The 18,220-nt window shown below is 29.3% G+C and carries 13 protein-coding genes; 12 read left to right on the top strand and 1 reads right to left on the bottom strand.

What is annotated here, in order from left to right:
• Positions 1-31 precede the first annotated feature (31 nt).
• Together H9I45_RS12830 and H9I45_RS12825 are read left to right on the top strand one after the other, a co-directional pair.
• Positions 32-1,477, top strand: coding sequence for a tagaturonate reductase (locus H9I45_RS12830; RefSeq protein WP_088353854.1), 1,446 nt, complete (start codon positions 32-34; stop codon positions 1,475-1,477).
• 32 nt (positions 1,478-1,509) lie between these two features.
• Positions 1,510-3,120 (top strand): UxaA family hydrolase, encoded by a 1,611-nt coding sequence (locus H9I45_RS12825; RefSeq protein WP_088353853.1) that lies wholly within the window; start codon positions 1,510-1,512, stop codon positions 3,118-3,120.
• A gap of 13 nt (positions 3,121-3,133) precedes the next feature.
• Here H9I45_RS12825 and H9I45_RS12820 read toward each other — a convergent pair whose 3' ends face one another.
• Positions 3,134-4,180, bottom strand: coding sequence for a LacI family DNA-binding transcriptional regulator (locus H9I45_RS12820; protein WP_088353852.1), 1,047 nt, complete (start codon positions 4,178-4,180; stop codon positions 3,134-3,136).
• A 280-nt stretch (positions 4,181-4,460) separates the two neighbouring features.
• On the opposite strand from H9I45_RS12820, the gene H9I45_RS12815 reads away from it, so the two are divergent.
• From H9I45_RS12815 to H9I45_RS12770, 10 genes are all read left to right on the top strand, one after another.
• Positions 4,461-5,924, top strand: coding sequence for a glycoside hydrolase family 28 protein (locus H9I45_RS12815; RefSeq protein ID WP_088353851.1), 1,464 nt, complete (start codon positions 4,461-4,463; stop codon positions 5,922-5,924).
• A 24-nt stretch (positions 5,925-5,948) separates the two neighbouring features.
• A complete protein-coding gene (locus H9I45_RS12810; RefSeq protein ID WP_088353850.1) occupies positions 5,949-9,080 on the top strand; it encodes a SusC/RagA family TonB-linked outer membrane protein in 3,132 nt (1,043 codons plus the stop codon).
• A 10-nt stretch (positions 9,081-9,090) separates the two neighbouring features.
• On the top strand, positions 9,091-10,701 hold the full coding sequence (locus H9I45_RS12805) for a RagB/SusD family nutrient uptake outer membrane protein (protein ID WP_088353849.1): 1,611 nt from the start codon (positions 9,091-9,093) through the stop codon (positions 10,699-10,701).
• Positions 10,702-10,814: 113 nt separating this feature from the next.
• Entirely contained in the window at positions 10,815-11,762 is a 948-nt protein-coding gene (locus H9I45_RS12800) for an alpha/beta hydrolase (protein ID WP_228454910.1), read from the top strand.
• Between the two features lies 1 nt (position 11,763).
• Complete coding sequence (locus H9I45_RS12795; protein WP_088353847.1) at positions 11,764-12,771, top strand: DUF4861 family protein; 1,008 nt, start codon at positions 11,764-11,766, stop codon at positions 12,769-12,771.
• Complete coding sequence (locus tag H9I45_RS12790; protein ID WP_088353846.1) at positions 12,768-13,202, top strand: cupin domain-containing protein; 435 nt, start codon at positions 12,768-12,770, stop codon at positions 13,200-13,202. The genes H9I45_RS12795 and H9I45_RS12790 overlap by 4 nt, the downstream gene beginning before the upstream one ends.
• Before the next feature lie 6 nt (positions 13,203-13,208).
• A complete protein-coding gene (locus H9I45_RS12785; protein WP_088353845.1) occupies positions 13,209-14,423 on the top strand; it encodes a glycoside hydrolase family 88/105 protein in 1,215 nt (404 codons plus the stop codon).
• A gap of 6 nt (positions 14,424-14,429) precedes the next feature.
• On the top strand, positions 14,430-15,479 hold the full coding sequence (locus H9I45_RS12780) for a Gfo/Idh/MocA family oxidoreductase (RefSeq protein ID WP_088353844.1): 1,050 nt from the start codon (positions 14,430-14,432) through the stop codon (positions 15,477-15,479).
• On the top strand, positions 15,476-17,476 hold the full coding sequence (gene pelA, locus H9I45_RS12775) for a pectate lyase (RefSeq protein ID WP_088353843.1): 2,001 nt from the start codon (positions 15,476-15,478) through the stop codon (positions 17,474-17,476). The genes H9I45_RS12780 and pelA overlap by 4 nt, the downstream gene beginning before the upstream one ends.
• Positions 17,463-18,218: a rhamnogalacturonan acetylesterase gene (locus tag H9I45_RS12770; protein ID WP_088353842.1), complete on the top strand. Its 756-nt coding sequence runs from the start codon at positions 17,463-17,465 to the stop codon at positions 18,216-18,218. The genes pelA and H9I45_RS12770 overlap by 14 nt, the downstream gene beginning before the upstream one ends.
• Positions 18,219-18,220 lie beyond the last annotated feature (2 nt).

Here is an 18,220-nt window from a genome sequence, read left to right as displayed (position 1 = left end):
ATTTTAGGTAATCAAAATAAAATTAGATAAAATGAAAAAATTAAATAGAAAAAATACAGGATTAGAAGATAAACTTCCAATTAAAATAATACAATTTGGAGAAGGAAACTTCCTAAGAGCATTTATTGGTTACGCTTTTAATGAACTAAATAAAGTAGTAAATTTTAAAGCAGGTATTGCTGTTGTTCAGCCTATTGAAAATGGTTTGGTAAAAATTCTAAATGATCAAGATGGTTTGTATACACTTTTTATGAAAGGTGTTAAAAAAGGTAAAGAAATTCAAGAAATTGAATTGATAGACAACATTGTAAAAGGTGTAGATCCCTATGCAAATTTTATTGATTATTTAAGTTTAGCTAAAGAAGAAGATTTAGAGTTTATTATTTCAAATACCACAGAGGCTGGTATTGCATACGTAGCTTCAGATACAGCAGAAATGCAACCACCAAGTTCTTTTCCTGCTAAATTAACAGTGCTTTTACACGAGCGTTTTAAACATTTTAAAGGTGATGCAAAAAAAGGTTTAACTATAATTCCTTGTGAACTAATTAACCATAATTCTGAAACTTTAAAAGAAATCATTTTAAAATATATTTCTGATTGGAATTTAGGAGGTGATTTTAAAACTTGGCTACAAGAAAGTAATTCGTTTCATAGTACATTAGTAGATAGAATTGTTCCAGGTTATCCAAAAGCAGAAATTAAAGCCTATAATGCAAAGTTAAATTATGAAGATAATTTAATTGTTACGGCAGAAGCATTTTTACTTTGGGTTATTGAAGGTGGTGAAGATTTAAAAGCAAAATTACCTTTTAATAAAACAAAATTAGATGTAAAAATTGTTGATGATATGCAGCCTTTTAGAACTAGAAAAGTACGAATTTTAAATGGAGCACATACTTCATTAATTGCTTTTTCTTATTTGTATGGAAATAAAACTGTAAAAGAATCTGTAGATAATGAATTTACGGGTGGATTAATTAATCAAATTATTTTTGATGAAATTATACCAACACTAGATTTTGACAAAAAACAAATTGAAGAATTCGCCTATGAAGTTTTAGATCGTTTTAGAAACCCCTTTATCAAACATAACATATCAAGCTTAGCATTAAACTGTATTTCTAAATTTAAAGTTAGAGTTTTACCTAGCATCTTAGAGTATATAAATATTCATAAAAAACTACCAACCTGCTTAACATTTGCTTTTGCAGCACTCATCCGTTTTTATAAAGGTACTTTTAATGGTGAAAATTTACCTATAAATGATAATGAAAAAATTGTTGCAAACTTTGCAGAAATCTGGAAAAACACAGATTACAATGCAATAGTAAACACAGTTTTAAGTAATAAAGAATATTGGGGCCAAGACCTAACTAAAATAGAAAACCTATCAAATGCAATTGCTTTTGCTTTAGCAGAAATAGATTCTAACGGAATAAAAAGTGGGTTTGAAAATTTTAGTAAAAAATACTAATTAAAATATCTAACTAATACATAATTATTAGGATGCAAAACAAATTAATAAAAGTAAACTCGTCAGATAATGTTGCTGTAGCTTTAATAAACTTAAAAGCAGGAGAAATTATTTCTTTTGAAAGAGAAAATATAGAAATTTTATCTTACACAAAATCTAAGCATAAAATTGCACTAAAAAAATTTAATGTAGGTGATAGAATTATTATGTATGGTGTTCTTGTAGGAACTGCTAATAACACAATAGAAAAAGGAGATGTGCTAACAACAGAAAATGTAAAGCATCAAAGTGACAAAGTTTTTGGTAAAACAGAAGACTTTCATTGGACTGCGCCTAATGTAGAAAAATGGAAGAATAGAACATTTATGGGCTTTCATAGAGAAGATGGGCAAGTTGGAACAGAAAATGTATGGTTGTTTTTTCCTCTAGTTTTTTGTGAAAACAGAAACATAGAAATCTTAAAAGAAATTTTCGAAAAAGAGCTTTTAAAGCAAAAACCATCAGCACAACAATTATTATTACGTTCACTTGTAAATAATGTTGATTCTATTATGGATGAAACAGAAACAAGTAATAATGTATTTGATAATATTGATGTAAAATTCATTACTCATCCAGGAGGTTGTGGTGGTATTAGACAAGATTCAGAAAGTTTAGCAAAATTATTAGCGGGTTATGTAAACAACCCTAATGTAGCTGGGGTAACTGTGCTAAGTTTAGGTTGTCAGAATTTACAAATAGATATATTTAAAGACGCATTAAAAGCAATTAATCCTAATTTAAATAAGCCTGTATTAATTTACGAACAACAACAAATGGGTACTGTAGATGAAATGTTAACAGCCATTGTAAAAGATTCTTTTGTAGCAATAAAAGAAGCCAACAACATGAAACGTAAACCTGCTCCTTTATCAAAATTAAGAGTTGGTTTAGAATGTGGTGGATCAGATGGATTTTCTGGCATTTCTGCAAACCCAACTTTAGGAGTAGTTTCAGATTTGTTAGTTGCCTTAAAAGGAACTGCTATTTTAGCTGAATTTCCGGAATTATGTGGTGTAGAGCAAGAATTGGTAAACAGATGTGTGGATGAAAAAGACAGCGATAAATTTTTAGCATTAATGAAAGCTTTTGAAAAATCTGTTGTAGATGCTGGTTCTGGTTTTGATATGAATCCTTCTCCTGGAAATATTAAAGATGGTTTAATTACAGATGCAATGAAATCTGCTGGAGCAGCAAAAAAAGGAGGAACTTCCCCTGTAGAAAGTGTTTTAGATTACGGAGAATATATTTCTAAAAATGGTCTGGTTTTGTTGTGTACACCAGGAAATGATGTAGAAAGTACAACTGCTTTAGTTGGCGCTGGAGCAAATATGGTATTATTTACAACAGGTTTAGGTACGCCTACAGGAAATCCAATTGCACCAATTGTAAAAGTAGCTTCTAATACAGAACTAGCAGTAAAAATGCCAGATATTATAGATATTGAAACTGGTGCTGTAATTCGTGGTGAAAAAAACATTGAAGAAATGGCAGATGAGTTATTAGAATTCATGATAGCTGTTGCAAGTGGCACTATAAAAACCAAAGCAAAGCTTTTAAACCAAAACGATTTTATTCCATGGAGAAGAGGAGTTTCGTTATAAAAAAAGCCAAGATTTAAATCTTGGCTTTTTTGTTTTTAAGAATTTTTAATGACGATTTTCTAATAATTAATTCTGGTGTTAGAACTACATGTTTTTCAGATTTTATTTTTTTGCTGTTTTTTACCTCTTCTAAAAATACTTGTGCAGCAATTTTACCCATTTCTTTTGGAGATTGGTCTACAGATGTTATAGAAAGTTCCATAAATCTAGTAAAAGGTTCATTACTAAAACCTACAACACAGATATCTTCCGGAATTTTTAATCCGTGTGCTTTAATTTCTTGCACTGCACTTAAAGCTGTAAAATCACTCGAAGAAAATATTGCATCTGGCGGTCTATCCATTTCTAAAAATCTTTTTACAGTACTTCTTCCTTCTAATACTTTACTTTGAATTTCTTCAATTAAGTTCTCATCAAATTCTAAACCATTATCAAGTATTGCTTGTTTGTATCCTAAATAACGATTTCTAAAGATTTCTAATTTTCTATTATTAGATAAATGAGCAATGCGCTTGCAACCTTGATCAATTAAGTGCTTTGTTGCCATGTAAGCTCCATTAAAATCGTCTATTGTTACAGAACTTACATTGTTTATTTCTTTTTTCCTATCAAAAAATATTAGAGGAACATTTTTTTCTAACAAACGATTAAAACTATCATTTTCTTCAAGCTTACCATTAGAAATAGACATTAAAACACCATCTACTTGAGCGTTTAATAAAGAATTAATGTTTTTAATTTCCAATTCTTCTTGATCATGTGTTTGACAAATAATTACATGATAACCAGCAGGATAAAGTTCTTCTTCAATACCTCTAATTACCGAACTAAAAAAGTTACTATCTATTCTCGGCACAATTACACCAACATTATAACTTTTACCACTTTTAAGAGCTAGTGCAAGTTTATTTTGCTCATAGTTCATTTTTTTTGCAGTTTCAAAAACTAATTCTTTAGTTTTTGAACTTATTTTAGGATTGTTATTTAATGCTCTAGATACTGTTGCAGCTGTTATGTTTAGCTCCTTAGCAATATCGTATATTGTTGTTTTTTTAGACATTTTAGCTGTTTGATTAAAATAAAGGTATTTTTTTAAATTTGGCAAGTAAAATATTTATTATTTTAATGTTATCGATTACATTTTTAAATAATTTATTTCTTTAAAATGTAAAATAAAATATTTCAATACCCAAAAAAAACAGTTTTTTTTCTAATAAAAAGGATAAAAACACATATTTATTAATTTTTTGTTAAATTAATTTGGATAATTAGAACTATATTTCTATGTTTGGTAATCGATTACATTATGTAATTTTGATTTCAATTAATAAATAATAATAATGCAACAAAATAACACGAAAAGACAAGTCAATTTTTTTGATATTTATAAAGTTTTAATAATTTTTTGTCTTATAATATTTTCTTCATGTCAAAGAAAAAAAGAAGCCCAAGAATCTCTTGCTGTTTGGGATGATATGGATAAAGTAATTAATTCTATCAGCAAACCTAAATTTTTAGAAAAAACTTACAATCTTTTAGATTTTGGCGCAAACCCAGATGGACTTACTTTTAATACAGATGTTTTTAAACAAATTATTAAAACATGTACAGAAAATGGTGGAGGGAAAATTATTATCCCTGCTGGAAAATATTTAACAGGAGCTATTCACTTAGAAAATAATGTAAACTTACATTTAGAAGAAGGTGCAGAAGTATTATTTAGTACAAACTCAAAAGATTATTACCCATTAGTTGCTACCTCATATGAAGGGGTAGAGTTAATGAATTATTCTCCATTAATTTATGCAAAAAACAAAAAAAATATAGCCATTACAGGTAAAGGTGTTTTAAATGGTCAGGCAAGTAATAATAATTGGTGGAAATGGTGTGGTAAAGATACTTATGGCTGGAAAAAAGAGATGCCACAACAGAAAGACAGCTTAAACCTACCAAGATTAATGGATATGGGACAAAATAATGTTCCATTAAATGAAAGAGTCTTTGGAGATGGGCATTATTTACGTCCAAATTTTATTGAATTTTATGAATGTGAAAGTGTATTGCTACAAGGTGTTAAAATTATTAATGCACCATTTTGGATTATACACCCTTTTAAATCTAATAACATTACTATAGATGGAGTAACTGTTGAAAGTCATGGACCTAATAATGATGGTTGCGACCCAGAATATTCTAAAAACGTACTAATTAAAAATTGCACATTTAATACTGGTGATGATTGTATAGCAATAAAAGCAGGTAGAGATGCTGAAGGAAGAAGAGTTGGTATTAAAAGCGAAAACATTGTAGTACAAAATTGTAACATGATAGATGGTCATGGTGGTGTAGTAATTGGAAGTGAAATGTCTGCTGGAGTAAAAAATATTTATGTAGACAATTGCAAAATGAATAGCCCTAATTTAGATAGAGCTATTAGATTAAAAACAAATTCTAGAAGAGGTGGAATTATAGATGGTGTATATGTAAGAGATTTAGAAGTTGGCCAAGTAAAAGAAGCTGTTTTAAAATTAAATATGCATTATGCTACTTATACAAATCAAACAGGAGATTTTATTCCACAAATAAAAAATATTTTATTAGAAAATGTTAAAGTTAAAAATGGTGGTTATTATGCCATTTTAGCAAAAGGTTACGAACAGTCTAAAATTAATAATGTAACACTTAAAAATGTAATTATAGAAAAAGTAGATAATGCTTTTTCAATAGAACATTTATCAAATTTAAAACTAATAGATACTTATATAAACGGTTCATTAATGCAAAGTCCAAAACAATCAAATTAACTATAAATAAACAACAATTAAATTATGAACATTAAATTCTTACAAAGAAAATGCTTTAAGCATTTTGTTACCTTGCTATTATTTCTTGGCTTTTTTGGAGTTAACTCCATTTTAGCTCAGGAAGGTAAAACAGTTAAAGGTATTATTACAGATTCCGAAACAAACTCACCACTACCAGGTGTAAACATTTTAGAAAAAGGCACCAACAATGGTACTTCAACAGATTTCGATGGAAACTATTCAATAACATTAAAAAATACTAATGCTACTTTAGTGGTTTCTTATATAGGGTTTAGTTCTAAAGAAGTATTAGTAAATGGAAAAAGTAAATTAAATATCGTTTTATCTCCTGATGCAGAATCTTTAGACGAAATAGTGGTGGTAGGTTATGGAACAGTTAAGAAAAAAGATTTAACAGGAACTGTAAGTACAGTTAGCGCCGCTGCAATTACAGAAAAAAATGCAACAAATCCTTTAGAAGCTATTCAAGGTAATGTTGCAGGTGTACAAATTTCATCTGCTACTGGTAGAGTTGGAGATGGATTTAATATGACAATTAGAGGAACAAACTCTTTATCTGGCGGAAATCCGTTATTTGTTGTAGATGGTGTTTTTGTAGATGATATTAGTTTTTTAAATCCACAAGATATTTCTAGAATGGATGTTCTAAAAGATGCATCATCATCTGCAATTTATGGTTCAAGAGGAGCAAATGGTGTAGTAATTGTAACTACCAAAAATGGTTCAAATGCAAAATCTGGTTTTAATGTTTCTTTAGAAACTTCTTATGGTGTAAAATCTACAACAAGATTACCAAAAATGATGGGTGGAGAAAAATGGTGGAAATATCACCAATCTGCTTATTTTGCTACAACTAATGGTGGAGATGCATCAACTACTACTGCAGATATGTTAGCGGGTTCGGTTGTTGGTACTGCAAATGCATTATTATTAGAAAGAGCAAATAAAAACCAAGTATTCGATTGGTATGATGCTGTTTTAAATTCTGGTATTCAACAAAACAACTATATTAATATTAGTGGTAGAGCAGAAAATGGTTTAGCATATAATTTAGGATTAGGAATGCAAAAAGAGACAGGAAACATTGCTAATGAATCTATAGATAAATACACATTAAAATTAGGTGTAAATCATAAAATAAATGATAAAATTTCAGCAGGTTCTAACATAACTATTGCTAAAACCAACGAACAATTTGGTAGTTCTGTTGCAATGAGAGATGCTTTTAGATTAAATCCATTTTTATCTCCTTGGGCTATAGATGATAATGGAAATGAGTTAATAGGAGAATTATTTCCACAACCAGGTAAATTAACATACCCAACAAATGGAAACTTTGCAATTAATAAAACTAGTACTTTTAATCCATTACTAGAAATTGCAAATACAGATGATGAGAGAAGAAGATGGAAAATATTAGGAAATGTATATTTTGAATACAAACCAATAGAGTGGTTAAGTTTAAAAACAACATATTCTGGAGGTTACACAAACTCAACAAGAGGAAAGGCTTGGGGAGCATTAACTAACACAGGTTTAAGTAATAAAAACTTACCTTCTTCAGAATTATCTACTAGTGAAAACTTTAACTATACTTGGGATAATCAATTTAATATAAAACACGATTTAAATGAAAATCATTCATTTAATTTATTAGGTCTACAAAGTATTTATTCTAATACTACAGAAAGCTCTTTTCTAAGTTCTAGAGAACAACCTTTTAACACAGGGTTTAATAATATTGGTTCTGGTAATTCAAGTACTTTTAATTTAGGTTCTGCTTTTATAAAAAATACTTTAAGCTCTTATGCTTTAAGATTAAATTATGCGTTTAAAGACAGATACTTATTTACATTATCTAATAGATGGGATGGTTCTTCTTTACTATCAGAAGGTAATAAGTGGGAATCTTTTCCTTCTGCAGCATTTGCATGGAAAATTAATGAAGAAAACTTCTTAAGCAACAACAATTCTATATCAAATTTAAAAGCTAGAGTTAGTTTTGGTTATACTGGTAATGATAATGTACAGGCGTATTCTACTTTAAACACCTTAGACCAACAATTATTTTATGATTTTAATGGAGCAACTGCAAATGGTTGGTTAGCTTCTTCTTTAGCAAACAAAGCTCTTACTTGGGAAAAGACTAGAGAAATTAATTTTGGTGTAGATTTTGGATTTTTAAACAACAGAATTTCTGGTAGTTTAGATGTATATGATAGATTATCTGAAGGGCAAATTGGTAGACAAAGTTTACCTTTAGAATTAGGTGTTCCAAGTGGTAGTACTTTTGCTAATTTTGGATCTATTAGTAATAAAGGGGTAGAAATTTTATTAACAACTAAAAATATTCAAAAAGAAAATATTTCTTGGGAAACAACTTTTACTTTTACTAAAAACACAAATAGTTTAGAAGAAATTAATGGTCAGTCTGAAGTAGATGATATTGGTAATAACTGGTTTATTGGAGAATCTTTAAACTCTTATTACAACTTTGTTTTTGACGGTATATGGCAACCAAGTGAAGCTGCAGAAGCTGCAAGTTTTGGTCAAACTCCTGGACAAGCAAGAGTTAAAGACTTAAATAATGATGGGAAAATAGATGCAAATAATGACAGAGCCATTTTAGGGAACTCAGATCCATCATGGTCTGGAAGTATTATTTCTAACTTAAGGGTTGGAGATTTCGACCTGTCTATTTCTGCATTCACAAACCAAGGTGTGTTTGCTTTTAGTGAATTCCACCAAAACTTTACAGACGTTAGAGATAGAGGTAGACAAAAATTAGATATAGCAGATTGGTATATTCCTGAAAATGCAGCAGGTATTCCTGCACAATTTTCAAATTCTTATCCACAACCTAGAAATGCTGGTACATATTGGAGAAACGATAAAGTTGGCTACTACAGAGATGCTTCATTTATAAAAATTAAGAATATTGCTGTTGGTTATACTTTTAACAAAGATTTGTTAAGTAAATTAAAAATTAACGGACTTAGAATTTATGCAAATGTATTAAATCCTTTTGTTATAACAGATTATGATGGTTATGACCCAGAATGGGCAACAGCGTCATTTAATGTAGGTAGAGTTAGTTCTGCTACATATCAATTAGGATTAAGTTTAAAATTTTAAATAAAAAAAGATGAAAAAAATATTAGTTTTAGGAATCTTAACAATACTGTTTAGTAAGTGTTCAGATTTTATTGAAGAGGATAATAGATCAAATGAAACAGCAGAATCTTTCTATATAACTGCTTCAGGATTTGAAACATTAGTTAACGCAAATTATGCACAATTAAAAGAAATATATGGAGGAGATGCGTATGTATTTTGTGCTGGAACAGATTTATATGCTGTAGGTTCTGGTAGAGGATCGGAACCAGATGGCCTATCACAATATACACAATTAAACTCTTCTTCTGTAGGTGTAGACCAATTATATACTTCTTGTTATAGAGCAATTAACTCTGCAAATACAGCCTTATATTATTCAGATTTAACAGAAAAAACAACCAATTTAAATCAATATATTGGAGAGATAAAGTATTTAAGAGCAAATGCTTATTTCTTACTAGCACAAACATATGGTGGTGTTGGTATTTTAAAAGATTTTGTAGATAGTCCTGTTTTATCATTTAATAGAGATTCAGCAGAAAATGTTTATAAATTAATCATTACAGATTTAGAAGAGTCTTTAAGCGCTGTTAGTAACGGTTCTTATATTGGTAGAGTTAATAAAAAAGCAGTACAACATTTGTTAGCTAAAGTACATTTAACAAGAGCTTATGAAAATTTTGCAGATACAAATGATTTTGCTACTGCTGCATCTTATGCAGATGAAGCTATTGCAGGTCAATCTTTAACAATTCCTTTTGATGAATTATGGGAACCAGGAAATGAATTAAACAACGAAACTGTTTTTTCTGTACAATACAGCACAGCATCTGCGAGTACAGATCCAGAAAATTTAGGACATAAACAAGCAAATTGGTACGGACCTTATTTAGGTGGTTCTGAAAATGCTGGTGATGCTGGTTGGAGAAGTTATACTTTATTAGCTACAGATTTTGCCTTAGGTTTATTTACTGAAGAAGATGAAAGATATAAAGCTACATTTATGACAGAAGCATTTATGAGATATTATGATGCTTTTGATGTAGACGATACTAGTAGCTTAGAGGTAAGACATTATTATGCCCCACAATGGGCAACTCCAGCAGATATTTCTGCTTATGCTTTAGCACATCCAGAAGCACAAATACATGAATGGGGTACTTATGCAGCCGGTGTTGTAAGTAGCGACTACCAAACAATACCTGCAAAAAAATTCGACGATCCAAAAGCACCATTTCAAGATGATTCTAGAGTAAGTACAAGAGATATTATTTTATCTAGATTAGGTGAAACCTATTTAATTGCAGCAGAAGCTTATTTAAACACTAACAAAGCAACAGGTTTGGCAAGGTTAAATACAGTTAGAAATAGAGCAGGCTTAACTACACCTTTAGCAGATTATGATATAGATATTCTGTTAGACGAAAGAGCAAGAGAGTTGTTTGGAGAATACCACAGATGGTTCGATTTAAAACGAACAGGTAAGTTGGTAGAACGTGCATCTATGCATAATTATTTAGTTGAAACAGGTAATTTTAATGGGGCAAATGGAGAGCTTAAAATTTTAAGACCAATACCACAGTCTGCATTAGATTTAAATCAGAATAAAGACTTTCCACAGAATGCTGCTTATCAATAACAGAAGTATTAAAAGATGTCTTAATATAAAACAAAGTAATTATTTTTGAATTTGAGTTGATTTTATTTAAGCCTGGTTTATAAACAATCAGGCTTATTTATTTACATGTAAAAATGAAATTTAAAAGTCTATTTTTCTTATTCTTTTGTGTAATGTATTTTACAAAAGTTTCTGCTTTGCAAAATATTTTAAAAGATACTTCTTACTCTATAAATAGTACATTCAAAAAATATGTAAAAGTCTTTCCAAAGATTAAAGTTGTAAAAACAAAAAAGTTTAATAATGTTTCTCAAACAGAAAATATAGTATACAAAAAATTAAATTATAGAAACCTCGCATTAGATGCTTTTATAAATAAAGATAAAAATAATCCAGCAGTAATTTTAATTCATGGTGGTGGTTGGAAATCAGGAAACAAATCTCACATGCATAATTTGGCAAAAAATATAGCTACAAAAGGGTACTCTTGTTTTGCTATAGAATATAGGTTAGCGGATGAAGCAAAATATCCTAAAGGAATTTATGATGTTAAATCTGCAATTAAATTTATTAAATTAAATGCGAAAAGGTTTCATACAGACAGTTCTAAAGTTGCAATATTGGGTGCCTCTTCTGGTGCACAAATGGCAACATTGGTGGGTACTACAAATAATAATATTAAATTTGAAGAAGAAGCTAATAATGTAGTTTCTGCTTCAGTTAAAGCAATTATAAATTTAGATGGTATTTTGGCATTTAAACATCCGGATTCTAAAGAGGGTAAAATGGCAAGTTTATGGTTAGGAGGTTCTTTTAGAGATAAACCAAGAATATGGAAAGAAGCTTCTCCTCTATTTCACACAAATAAAAATACACCTCCAATTTTATTTATTAATAGTCAATTTAAAAGATTTCATGCAGGAAGAGATGATGTGATTAAAATTTTAGATAATTATGCTATTTACAGTCAAGTAGAAACAATACCAAATAGCCCACATACGTTCTGGTTATTTCAACCATATTTTAATGATACTCTAAAATTTATTACTCAATTTTTAAATCAAAAATTTAAAGCAAACTAAAATGAAAACAATAAAATTAATTACAATAATATTTTCTGTTGCTATTTTTACAGCTTGTAAATCAGAAAAAAAGGAAAAGATAATTAATACTACAGAAGTTGTTTCTTCACCAAAAACATATGCAGAAATTTCTATAGCAGAAGGCGGAAAATGGATTGATGGAGAAAGAGGACATAAAGAATATGATGGAGGAACATCTTTTAAAAACGTTACAGAGTTAAGAGTACCAGACAACCATACAGATCATACTTGGTATTTAAGATATGAAGGTCCGGGTTGGGAAAGTAATAAAGTTGGTTACAGATTATATTTAGATTGGCGAAATGCTATTGATATTTTCGGAAAAAAAACAGATTCTTTAATTCTTTCTAAAGTTGGGCAAGATGGTTTCGATTCTTATCATGAGCCACAATCTTGGGGACAAGATATTTTAAAAGTTGGTAAAGGGTTAGGAATAGGTTCTATTGGAAGATTGGTAGATTCAGAAATGTTTCATTTTAAACAAGTAGATTCTACATTTGCTTCCATAGAAAATTCATCAGACAATTCTAAAATTACAATTAATTACAAAGGATGGAAAACTGCTAGTGATAAAATAGATTTAAAGTCTATTCTAAGTATCAATTCAGATTCTAGAATTACAAAACATATCATTCAAACATCTATAGCAATTAACGGTATTGTAACAGGAATTGTAGATCATAATGTAAAATATTTTTCTAAAGAAAGCGCCAATAAAAAATGGGCATATATTGCAACATATGGTGTACAAACTTTAGTACCAGATAAGTTAGGAATGGCTATTTTTTATGAAATAGAAAACACTTTAGACACAAAAAAAGGAGAAGACGATTATTTAATTGAATTTAAACCAACTACAGAACCAATAGCATTTTATTTTTTAGGTGCATGGGAACAAGAACCTAATGGTATTAAAACAGAAAACGATTTTCTTATTTATTTAAACGAAAAGTTATCAGAATTAAATACTAATAATACAATAGAATGAAAAAAGTTTTAAAAATAAAAGTTTTGTCTTTGTTATTTGTTGGTTTTTTAACTTTAAAAAGCAATAAAATTTTAGCGCAAGAAAAAGAATATACAATAGAAAACTGTGTAAATACTTTTAATAAAGAAGAAGTAAAACCAACAAAAGTAGGTTACCAATACTGGTTTGCAGATAAAGATTTTTTAGACGGACGTACATTAAAGATGAGTGTTGTTGCACCCGGAAAAGCAACGCATCCGCCACATAAACACAAAGAAGATGAATTCTTTTATGTTTTAGAAGGCAAGGCAAAATTTCACTTAAACGGAAAAGAGGTTGTTGTAGAAGCAAATACAAGCCTTTATTGTCCGTCTTTTAGTATGCACGGAATTAGTAATGCAGGAGACACAGATTTAAAATATTTAGTAATTAAGAAGTACGAAAAAAAGTAAAATAAAATGAAAAAAATAGCAATAATACTAATATTAGTTACAGGTTTTTTTACAAGTTGTAAAGGTGAAAAGAAAGAAGTTAAGAAAGCAGATACTGTAAAAGAAATTACTATTTCTAAAAATTTAAAATGGTCTGAACGTATGGCATTGTCTATAATGAAACGTTTTCCAAAAGCAAGTGATGTAGATAATCACAAGAAACTAAGCTGGAATTACAAACATGGTTTATTGGCTTTGTCTTTTGAGAAACTGTATCAAAAAACGGGAGATGAAAAATATTTTGAATATGAAAAAGGATATGCAGATGAATTAATAGATAGCACTGGAACTATTTTAAATTATGATTTAGAGAAATATAATATCGATAATATTAACGCAGGAAAAATTCTTTTCTTTTTGTATGAAAAAACAAAAGAAGAAAGATATTTAACAGCCATTAAAACATTAAGAAAACAATTAAAAACACATCCAAGAACCAAGTCTGGTGGTCTTTGGCATAAAAAAATATATCCAAACCAAATGTGGTTAGATGGTTTATATATGGGACAACCATTTTTGGCAAGGTATATTTCTGAATATGAAGATGGAAAGAATTTTGATGATGTTGCACACCAGTTTGAACTTATTTATAACAAAACATTAGATAAAAAAACAGGATTGTTATTACACGCTTGGGATGAAAGCAAACAAATGGGTTGGGCAGATAAAAAAACTGGTAAATCTCCAAATTTTTGGTCTAGATCTTTAGGTTGGTATGTGATGGCTTTGGTAGATGTGCTTGATTATTTTCCACAAGATCATCCCAAAAGAGACATGTTAATTCAACAATTAAACGATTTATCTACTGCTTTATTAAAAGTGCAAGATAAGTCTGGTATTTGGTATCAAGTTCCTAATTTCCCTAATAGAGAAGACAATTATTTAGAGTCATCTGGTACTGCAATGTTTGCGTATGCATTTGCAAAAGGAGTACGTAAAGGATATTTACCAGAAAGTTTTAAAGTGGATGCCAACAAAGCATTTGACGGTCTTGTTAAAGAATTAGTTACAGTGGATGAAGATGGAGAAATTCATCTTACTCAAACCTGTAAAGGTGCTGGTTTAGGAGGAAATCCATACAGAGATGCTTCTTATGAGTATTACATAAGTGAAGCTAAAAGAGTAAATAACTTACATGGTACAGGTCCTTTTATTTTGGCTGCTTTAGAATTAGATAAATAATTAAAAATGAAAAATTCACAAATTAATGTAGCCTTATGTGCTTTTGGCATGAGTGGCTATGTATTTCATGCTCCATTTATAGATTTACATCCAAATCTTAATTTTTATGGTGTTTTTGAACGCACTAAGAACGAAGCTAAAAAAAACTATCCAACTGTAAAAACTTTTAGAAGTTTAGAAGATATTTTAGTTGATGATAAGGTTGCATTAGTTGTTGTGAATACCCCAAATACAACGCATTATAATTTTACAAAAAAAGTAATTTTAGCAGGAAAAAATGTTGTTGTAGAAAAACCTTTTACTGTTACTGTTGCAGAGGCAGAAGAATTAGTACAACTAGCAAAAGATAAAAATGTTTTACTTTCTGTGTATCATAACAGGCGCTGGGACAGTGATTTTAAAACTGTTAAAAGAATTATTGATAAAGGCATTCTAGGAGATTTAGTAGATGTAGAGATTCATTATGATAGGTTTGAACCAGATTTAAGTTATAAAACTCATAAAGAACTACCAATTAAAGGGGTTGGTAGTTTGTATGATTTGGGTTCGCATTTAATAGACCAAGCATTGCAATTATTTGGAATGCCTAAAGCATTGTTTGCTAACTTAGATAGTTTTAGAAATAACTCTAAAGTTGGCGATTATTTCGATGTAAAACTCTATTACAATAATTTTTACGTAAACTTAAAGTCTAGTTATTTTGTTAGAGAAACTTTACCAGGCTACATACTTCATGGTAAAAAAGGTTCTTTTATTAAAACAAAGGCAGATATTCAAGAAGTAGAACTACAAAAAGGATTAAAACCAAACTCTAAAAATTGGGGAATAGAACCAATATCAGAACAAGGTTTATTACACATAGAGATAGAGGGAGAAATTATAAAAAAACATATTCTTTCAGAAAAAGGAGATTATATGGAATATTATAACGGTATATCTGAAGCAATTTTAAACAAAACAGCTGTACCTGTTTCTGCAGAAGATGCTACAGATGTTATTAAAATTATAGAAGCTGCAATAAAGAGTAGTGAAGAACAACAAGTAGTTGAATTATGAAAAATTTTCTATTAATATGTATTGTATGTGTAACGTTTAATTTTCAAGCACAAATACACAATCAATCCTGGCAAGATATTATTCATAATAAAGAGGTTTTCTGGTTCGCTTCTGTAGAAGCAAAACAAATAGCAGAAAATGTTTTATTATATCAACGAGAAATTGGTGGTTGGCCAAAAAATGTGCAAATGCACAAACCGCTTTCTAAAGAAAAAAAAGAAGTATTAATCGCTTTAAAACCTCAAGGAAAAGGAGCAACAACAGATAATGGAGCAACTATTCAAGAAATGCTTTTTCTATCTAAAATGTATCACCAAATTCCAGATGAGCGTTACAAAAATAGTTTTTTTAAAGCATTAGATTATTTGCTAGAAGCACAATATGATAATGGGGGTTGGCCACAATATTATCCTTTACGTAAAGGCTATTACACTCATATTACTTATAATGATGATTCTATGATAAATATTTTAAATCTCCTTAAAGAGATTAAAAATAACACAGATTATTATTCAATTAAACCAACAAAATTACAATTAGAAAAAATTAATATAGCTTATAATAAAGGCATTCATTGTATTTTAAAAACTCAATACAAACAAAATGGAGAGCTTACAGCTTGGTGCGCACAACATAACAAAAACACACTAGAACCTGCAAAAGCTAGAGCTTATGAGTTACCATCTTTAAGTGGAAGCGAATCTGCTAATATTGTATTGTTTTTAATGTCTATTAAAAATCCTTCTAAAGAAATAATTACTGCTGTAAATGCCGCAGTTTCTTGGTTTCAATCTACAAAAATTAATAATTTAAGAGAAGATAGAATTTACAGTAAAGCAGGAAAACTTATTGAAAAAAAAATGATACCAGATGTAAATGCACAACCAATTTGGGCTCGTTTTATGGACTTAAAAGACAATACTCCTTTTTTTTGCGATAGAGATGGTATCAAAAAGTATTCAATTACAGAAATTGGTGCTGAGCGTAGAAATGGTTATGCTTGGTATGTTAATCATCCTAGAAAAGTTTTAGAAACATACACAGATTGGAAACTAAAGCATTCTGTAAATAAAAATGTTAAACCTGTAAATGAATACAAGATTGTAGTAGCAAAAGATGGTACTGGAGATTATAAAACAATACAAGAAGCTATTAATAATACAAAGTCTTTTCCGTATGAAAGAGTTACTATTTTTATTAAAAATGGTATTTACAAAGAAAAGGTTAAAGTTCATGAATGGAATTCAAATCTGTCTATAATTGGAGAAAGTAAAGAAAATACAGTTATAACTTATGACGACTATTTTAACAAAATTGGTTTGGGAAGAAACAGTACTTTTTACACGTATACATTATTAATAGAAGCTAATAATGTAATTCTTAAAAATCTAACTATAGAAAACTCTTCAGGAGAAGTTGGACAAGCTGTTGCATTATCTGTTTTTTCTGATGAAGTTGCTGTTATAAATTGTAAGCTTTTAGGAAATCAAGATACATTATACGCATCAGGAAAAGGCAAGCAATACTATAAAGATTGCTACATAGAAGGTACTACAGATTTTATTTTTGGAAGCGCAACTGCTTTTTTTGAAAACTGCCAAATTCATAGTAAAAAAGACTCTTATATTACAGCAGCGTCTACACCAAAAGATTCGTTATTTGGATATGTTTTTAAAGAATGTAAGCTTACAGCAACTAAAAATATTAGTAAAGTATATTTAGGACGACCTTGGCGAATTTATGCAAAAACTGTTTTTATAAATTGCGATTTAGGAAAACATATTCTACCTATTGGATGGGACAATTGGAAAAAACCAGAAGCTGAAAAAACTACGTTTTATACAGAATATAATAATAAAGGTGAAGGTTTTCGACCTGAAAAAAGAGTAGATTGGTCTTATCAATTAAGTAAAAGAGAATCTAAAAAATATACGTTAAAAAATATTTTAGGTAAGTATAAAAAAACATCTAAAAAAGAGTGGTATGAAAATCTATAAAATAATTGTTTTATTTATTTTAATTGTTTTCCAATCTTGTAAAGAAGAACAACTTAACCAGCAAGTTTCTATTTATACTATTGGAGATTCTACCATGGCAGATAAACGAAACCCAGATACAAACCCAGAGAGAGGTTGGTGCCAATTATTACCCACATTTTTAAATAAAAACGTTAATGTAAAAAACCATGCCGTAAATGGGAGAAGTACACGAAGTTTTATTTCAGAAAAAAGATGGGACAAAGTCTACAATCAATTAAAAAAAGGAGATTATGTCTTTATTCAATTTGGTCATAATGATCAAAAAATAAAAGACCCTAAAAGGTATACAAATCCGCAAACAGCCTATAGAAACAATCTAATAAAATTTGTAAAAGAAACTAGAAAAAAAGAAGCAATTCCTGTATTATTTACTCCTATCGTAAGAAGAAGGTTTAACGAGTATGGTACTTTTACAGATACGCATGGTGCATACCCAAGAGAAGTTAGGCTAGTTGCAAAAGAGTATAATGTTCCTTTTATCGATCTACAATATTTAACAGAAAAATTAGAAGAATCTTATGGGGTTGAAGGTTCTAAAAAATTACACTTACATTATCTACCAAATGAAATCCCTTATTATCCAAAAGGGAAAGAAGATAATACGCACTTATCAATTTTAGGAGCAACAGAAGTATCAAAATTAGCTCTAAATTCTTTGAAAGAAAAAGTAAGTTCTTTAAAAGCTTTTATCATAAATTAAAG

The sequence above is a fragment of the Polaribacter haliotis genome, from assembly GCF_014784055.1.
Classification (GTDB): Bacteria; Bacteroidota; Bacteroidia; order Flavobacteriales; family Flavobacteriaceae; genus Polaribacter; species Polaribacter haliotis.
The sequence above is the reverse complement of the archived record's forward strand: the minus strand, read 5'-3'. Positions and strand labels throughout refer to the sequence as shown.

Excerpts from the sequence above, each read along its gene's own strand:
- H9I45_RS12820 (WP_088353852.1), bottom strand. The coding sequence starts at position 4,180 with ATGTCTAAAAAAACAACAATATACGATATTGCTAAGGAGCTAAACATA.
- H9I45_RS12770 (WP_088353842.1), top strand. The coding sequence starts at position 17,463 with ATGAAAATCTATAAAATAATTGTTTTATTTATTTTAATTGTTTTCCAA.
- H9I45_RS12830 (WP_088353854.1), top strand. The coding sequence starts at position 32 with ATGAAAAAATTAAATAGAAAAAATACAGGATTAGAAGATAAACTTCCA.
- H9I45_RS12800 (WP_228454910.1), top strand. The coding sequence starts at position 10,815 with ATGAAATTTAAAAGTCTATTTTTCTTATTCTTTTGTGTAATGTATTTT.
- H9I45_RS12785 (WP_088353845.1), top strand. The coding sequence starts at position 13,209 with ATGAAAAAAATAGCAATAATACTAATATTAGTTACAGGTTTTTTTACA.
- H9I45_RS12805 (WP_088353849.1), top strand. The coding sequence starts at position 9,091 with ATGAAAAAAATATTAGTTTTAGGAATCTTAACAATACTGTTTAGTAAG.
- H9I45_RS12815 (WP_088353851.1), top strand. The coding sequence starts at position 4,461 with ATGCAACAAAATAACACGAAAAGACAAGTCAATTTTTTTGATATTTAT.
- H9I45_RS12810 (WP_088353850.1), top strand. The coding sequence starts at position 5,949 with ATGAACATTAAATTCTTACAAAGAAAATGCTTTAAGCATTTTGTTACC.
- H9I45_RS12825 (WP_088353853.1), top strand. The coding sequence starts at position 1,510 with ATGCAAAACAAATTAATAAAAGTAAACTCGTCAGATAATGTTGCTGTA.
- pelA (WP_088353843.1), top strand. The coding sequence starts at position 15,476 with ATGAAAAATTTTCTATTAATATGTATTGTATGTGTAACGTTTAATTTT.
- H9I45_RS12795 (WP_088353847.1), top strand. The coding sequence starts at position 11,764 with ATGAAAACAATAAAATTAATTACAATAATATTTTCTGTTGCTATTTTT.
- H9I45_RS12790 (WP_088353846.1), top strand. The coding sequence starts at position 12,768 with ATGAAAAAAGTTTTAAAAATAAAAGTTTTGTCTTTGTTATTTGTTGGT.
- H9I45_RS12780 (WP_088353844.1), top strand. The coding sequence starts at position 14,430 with ATGAAAAATTCACAAATTAATGTAGCCTTATGTGCTTTTGGCATGAGT.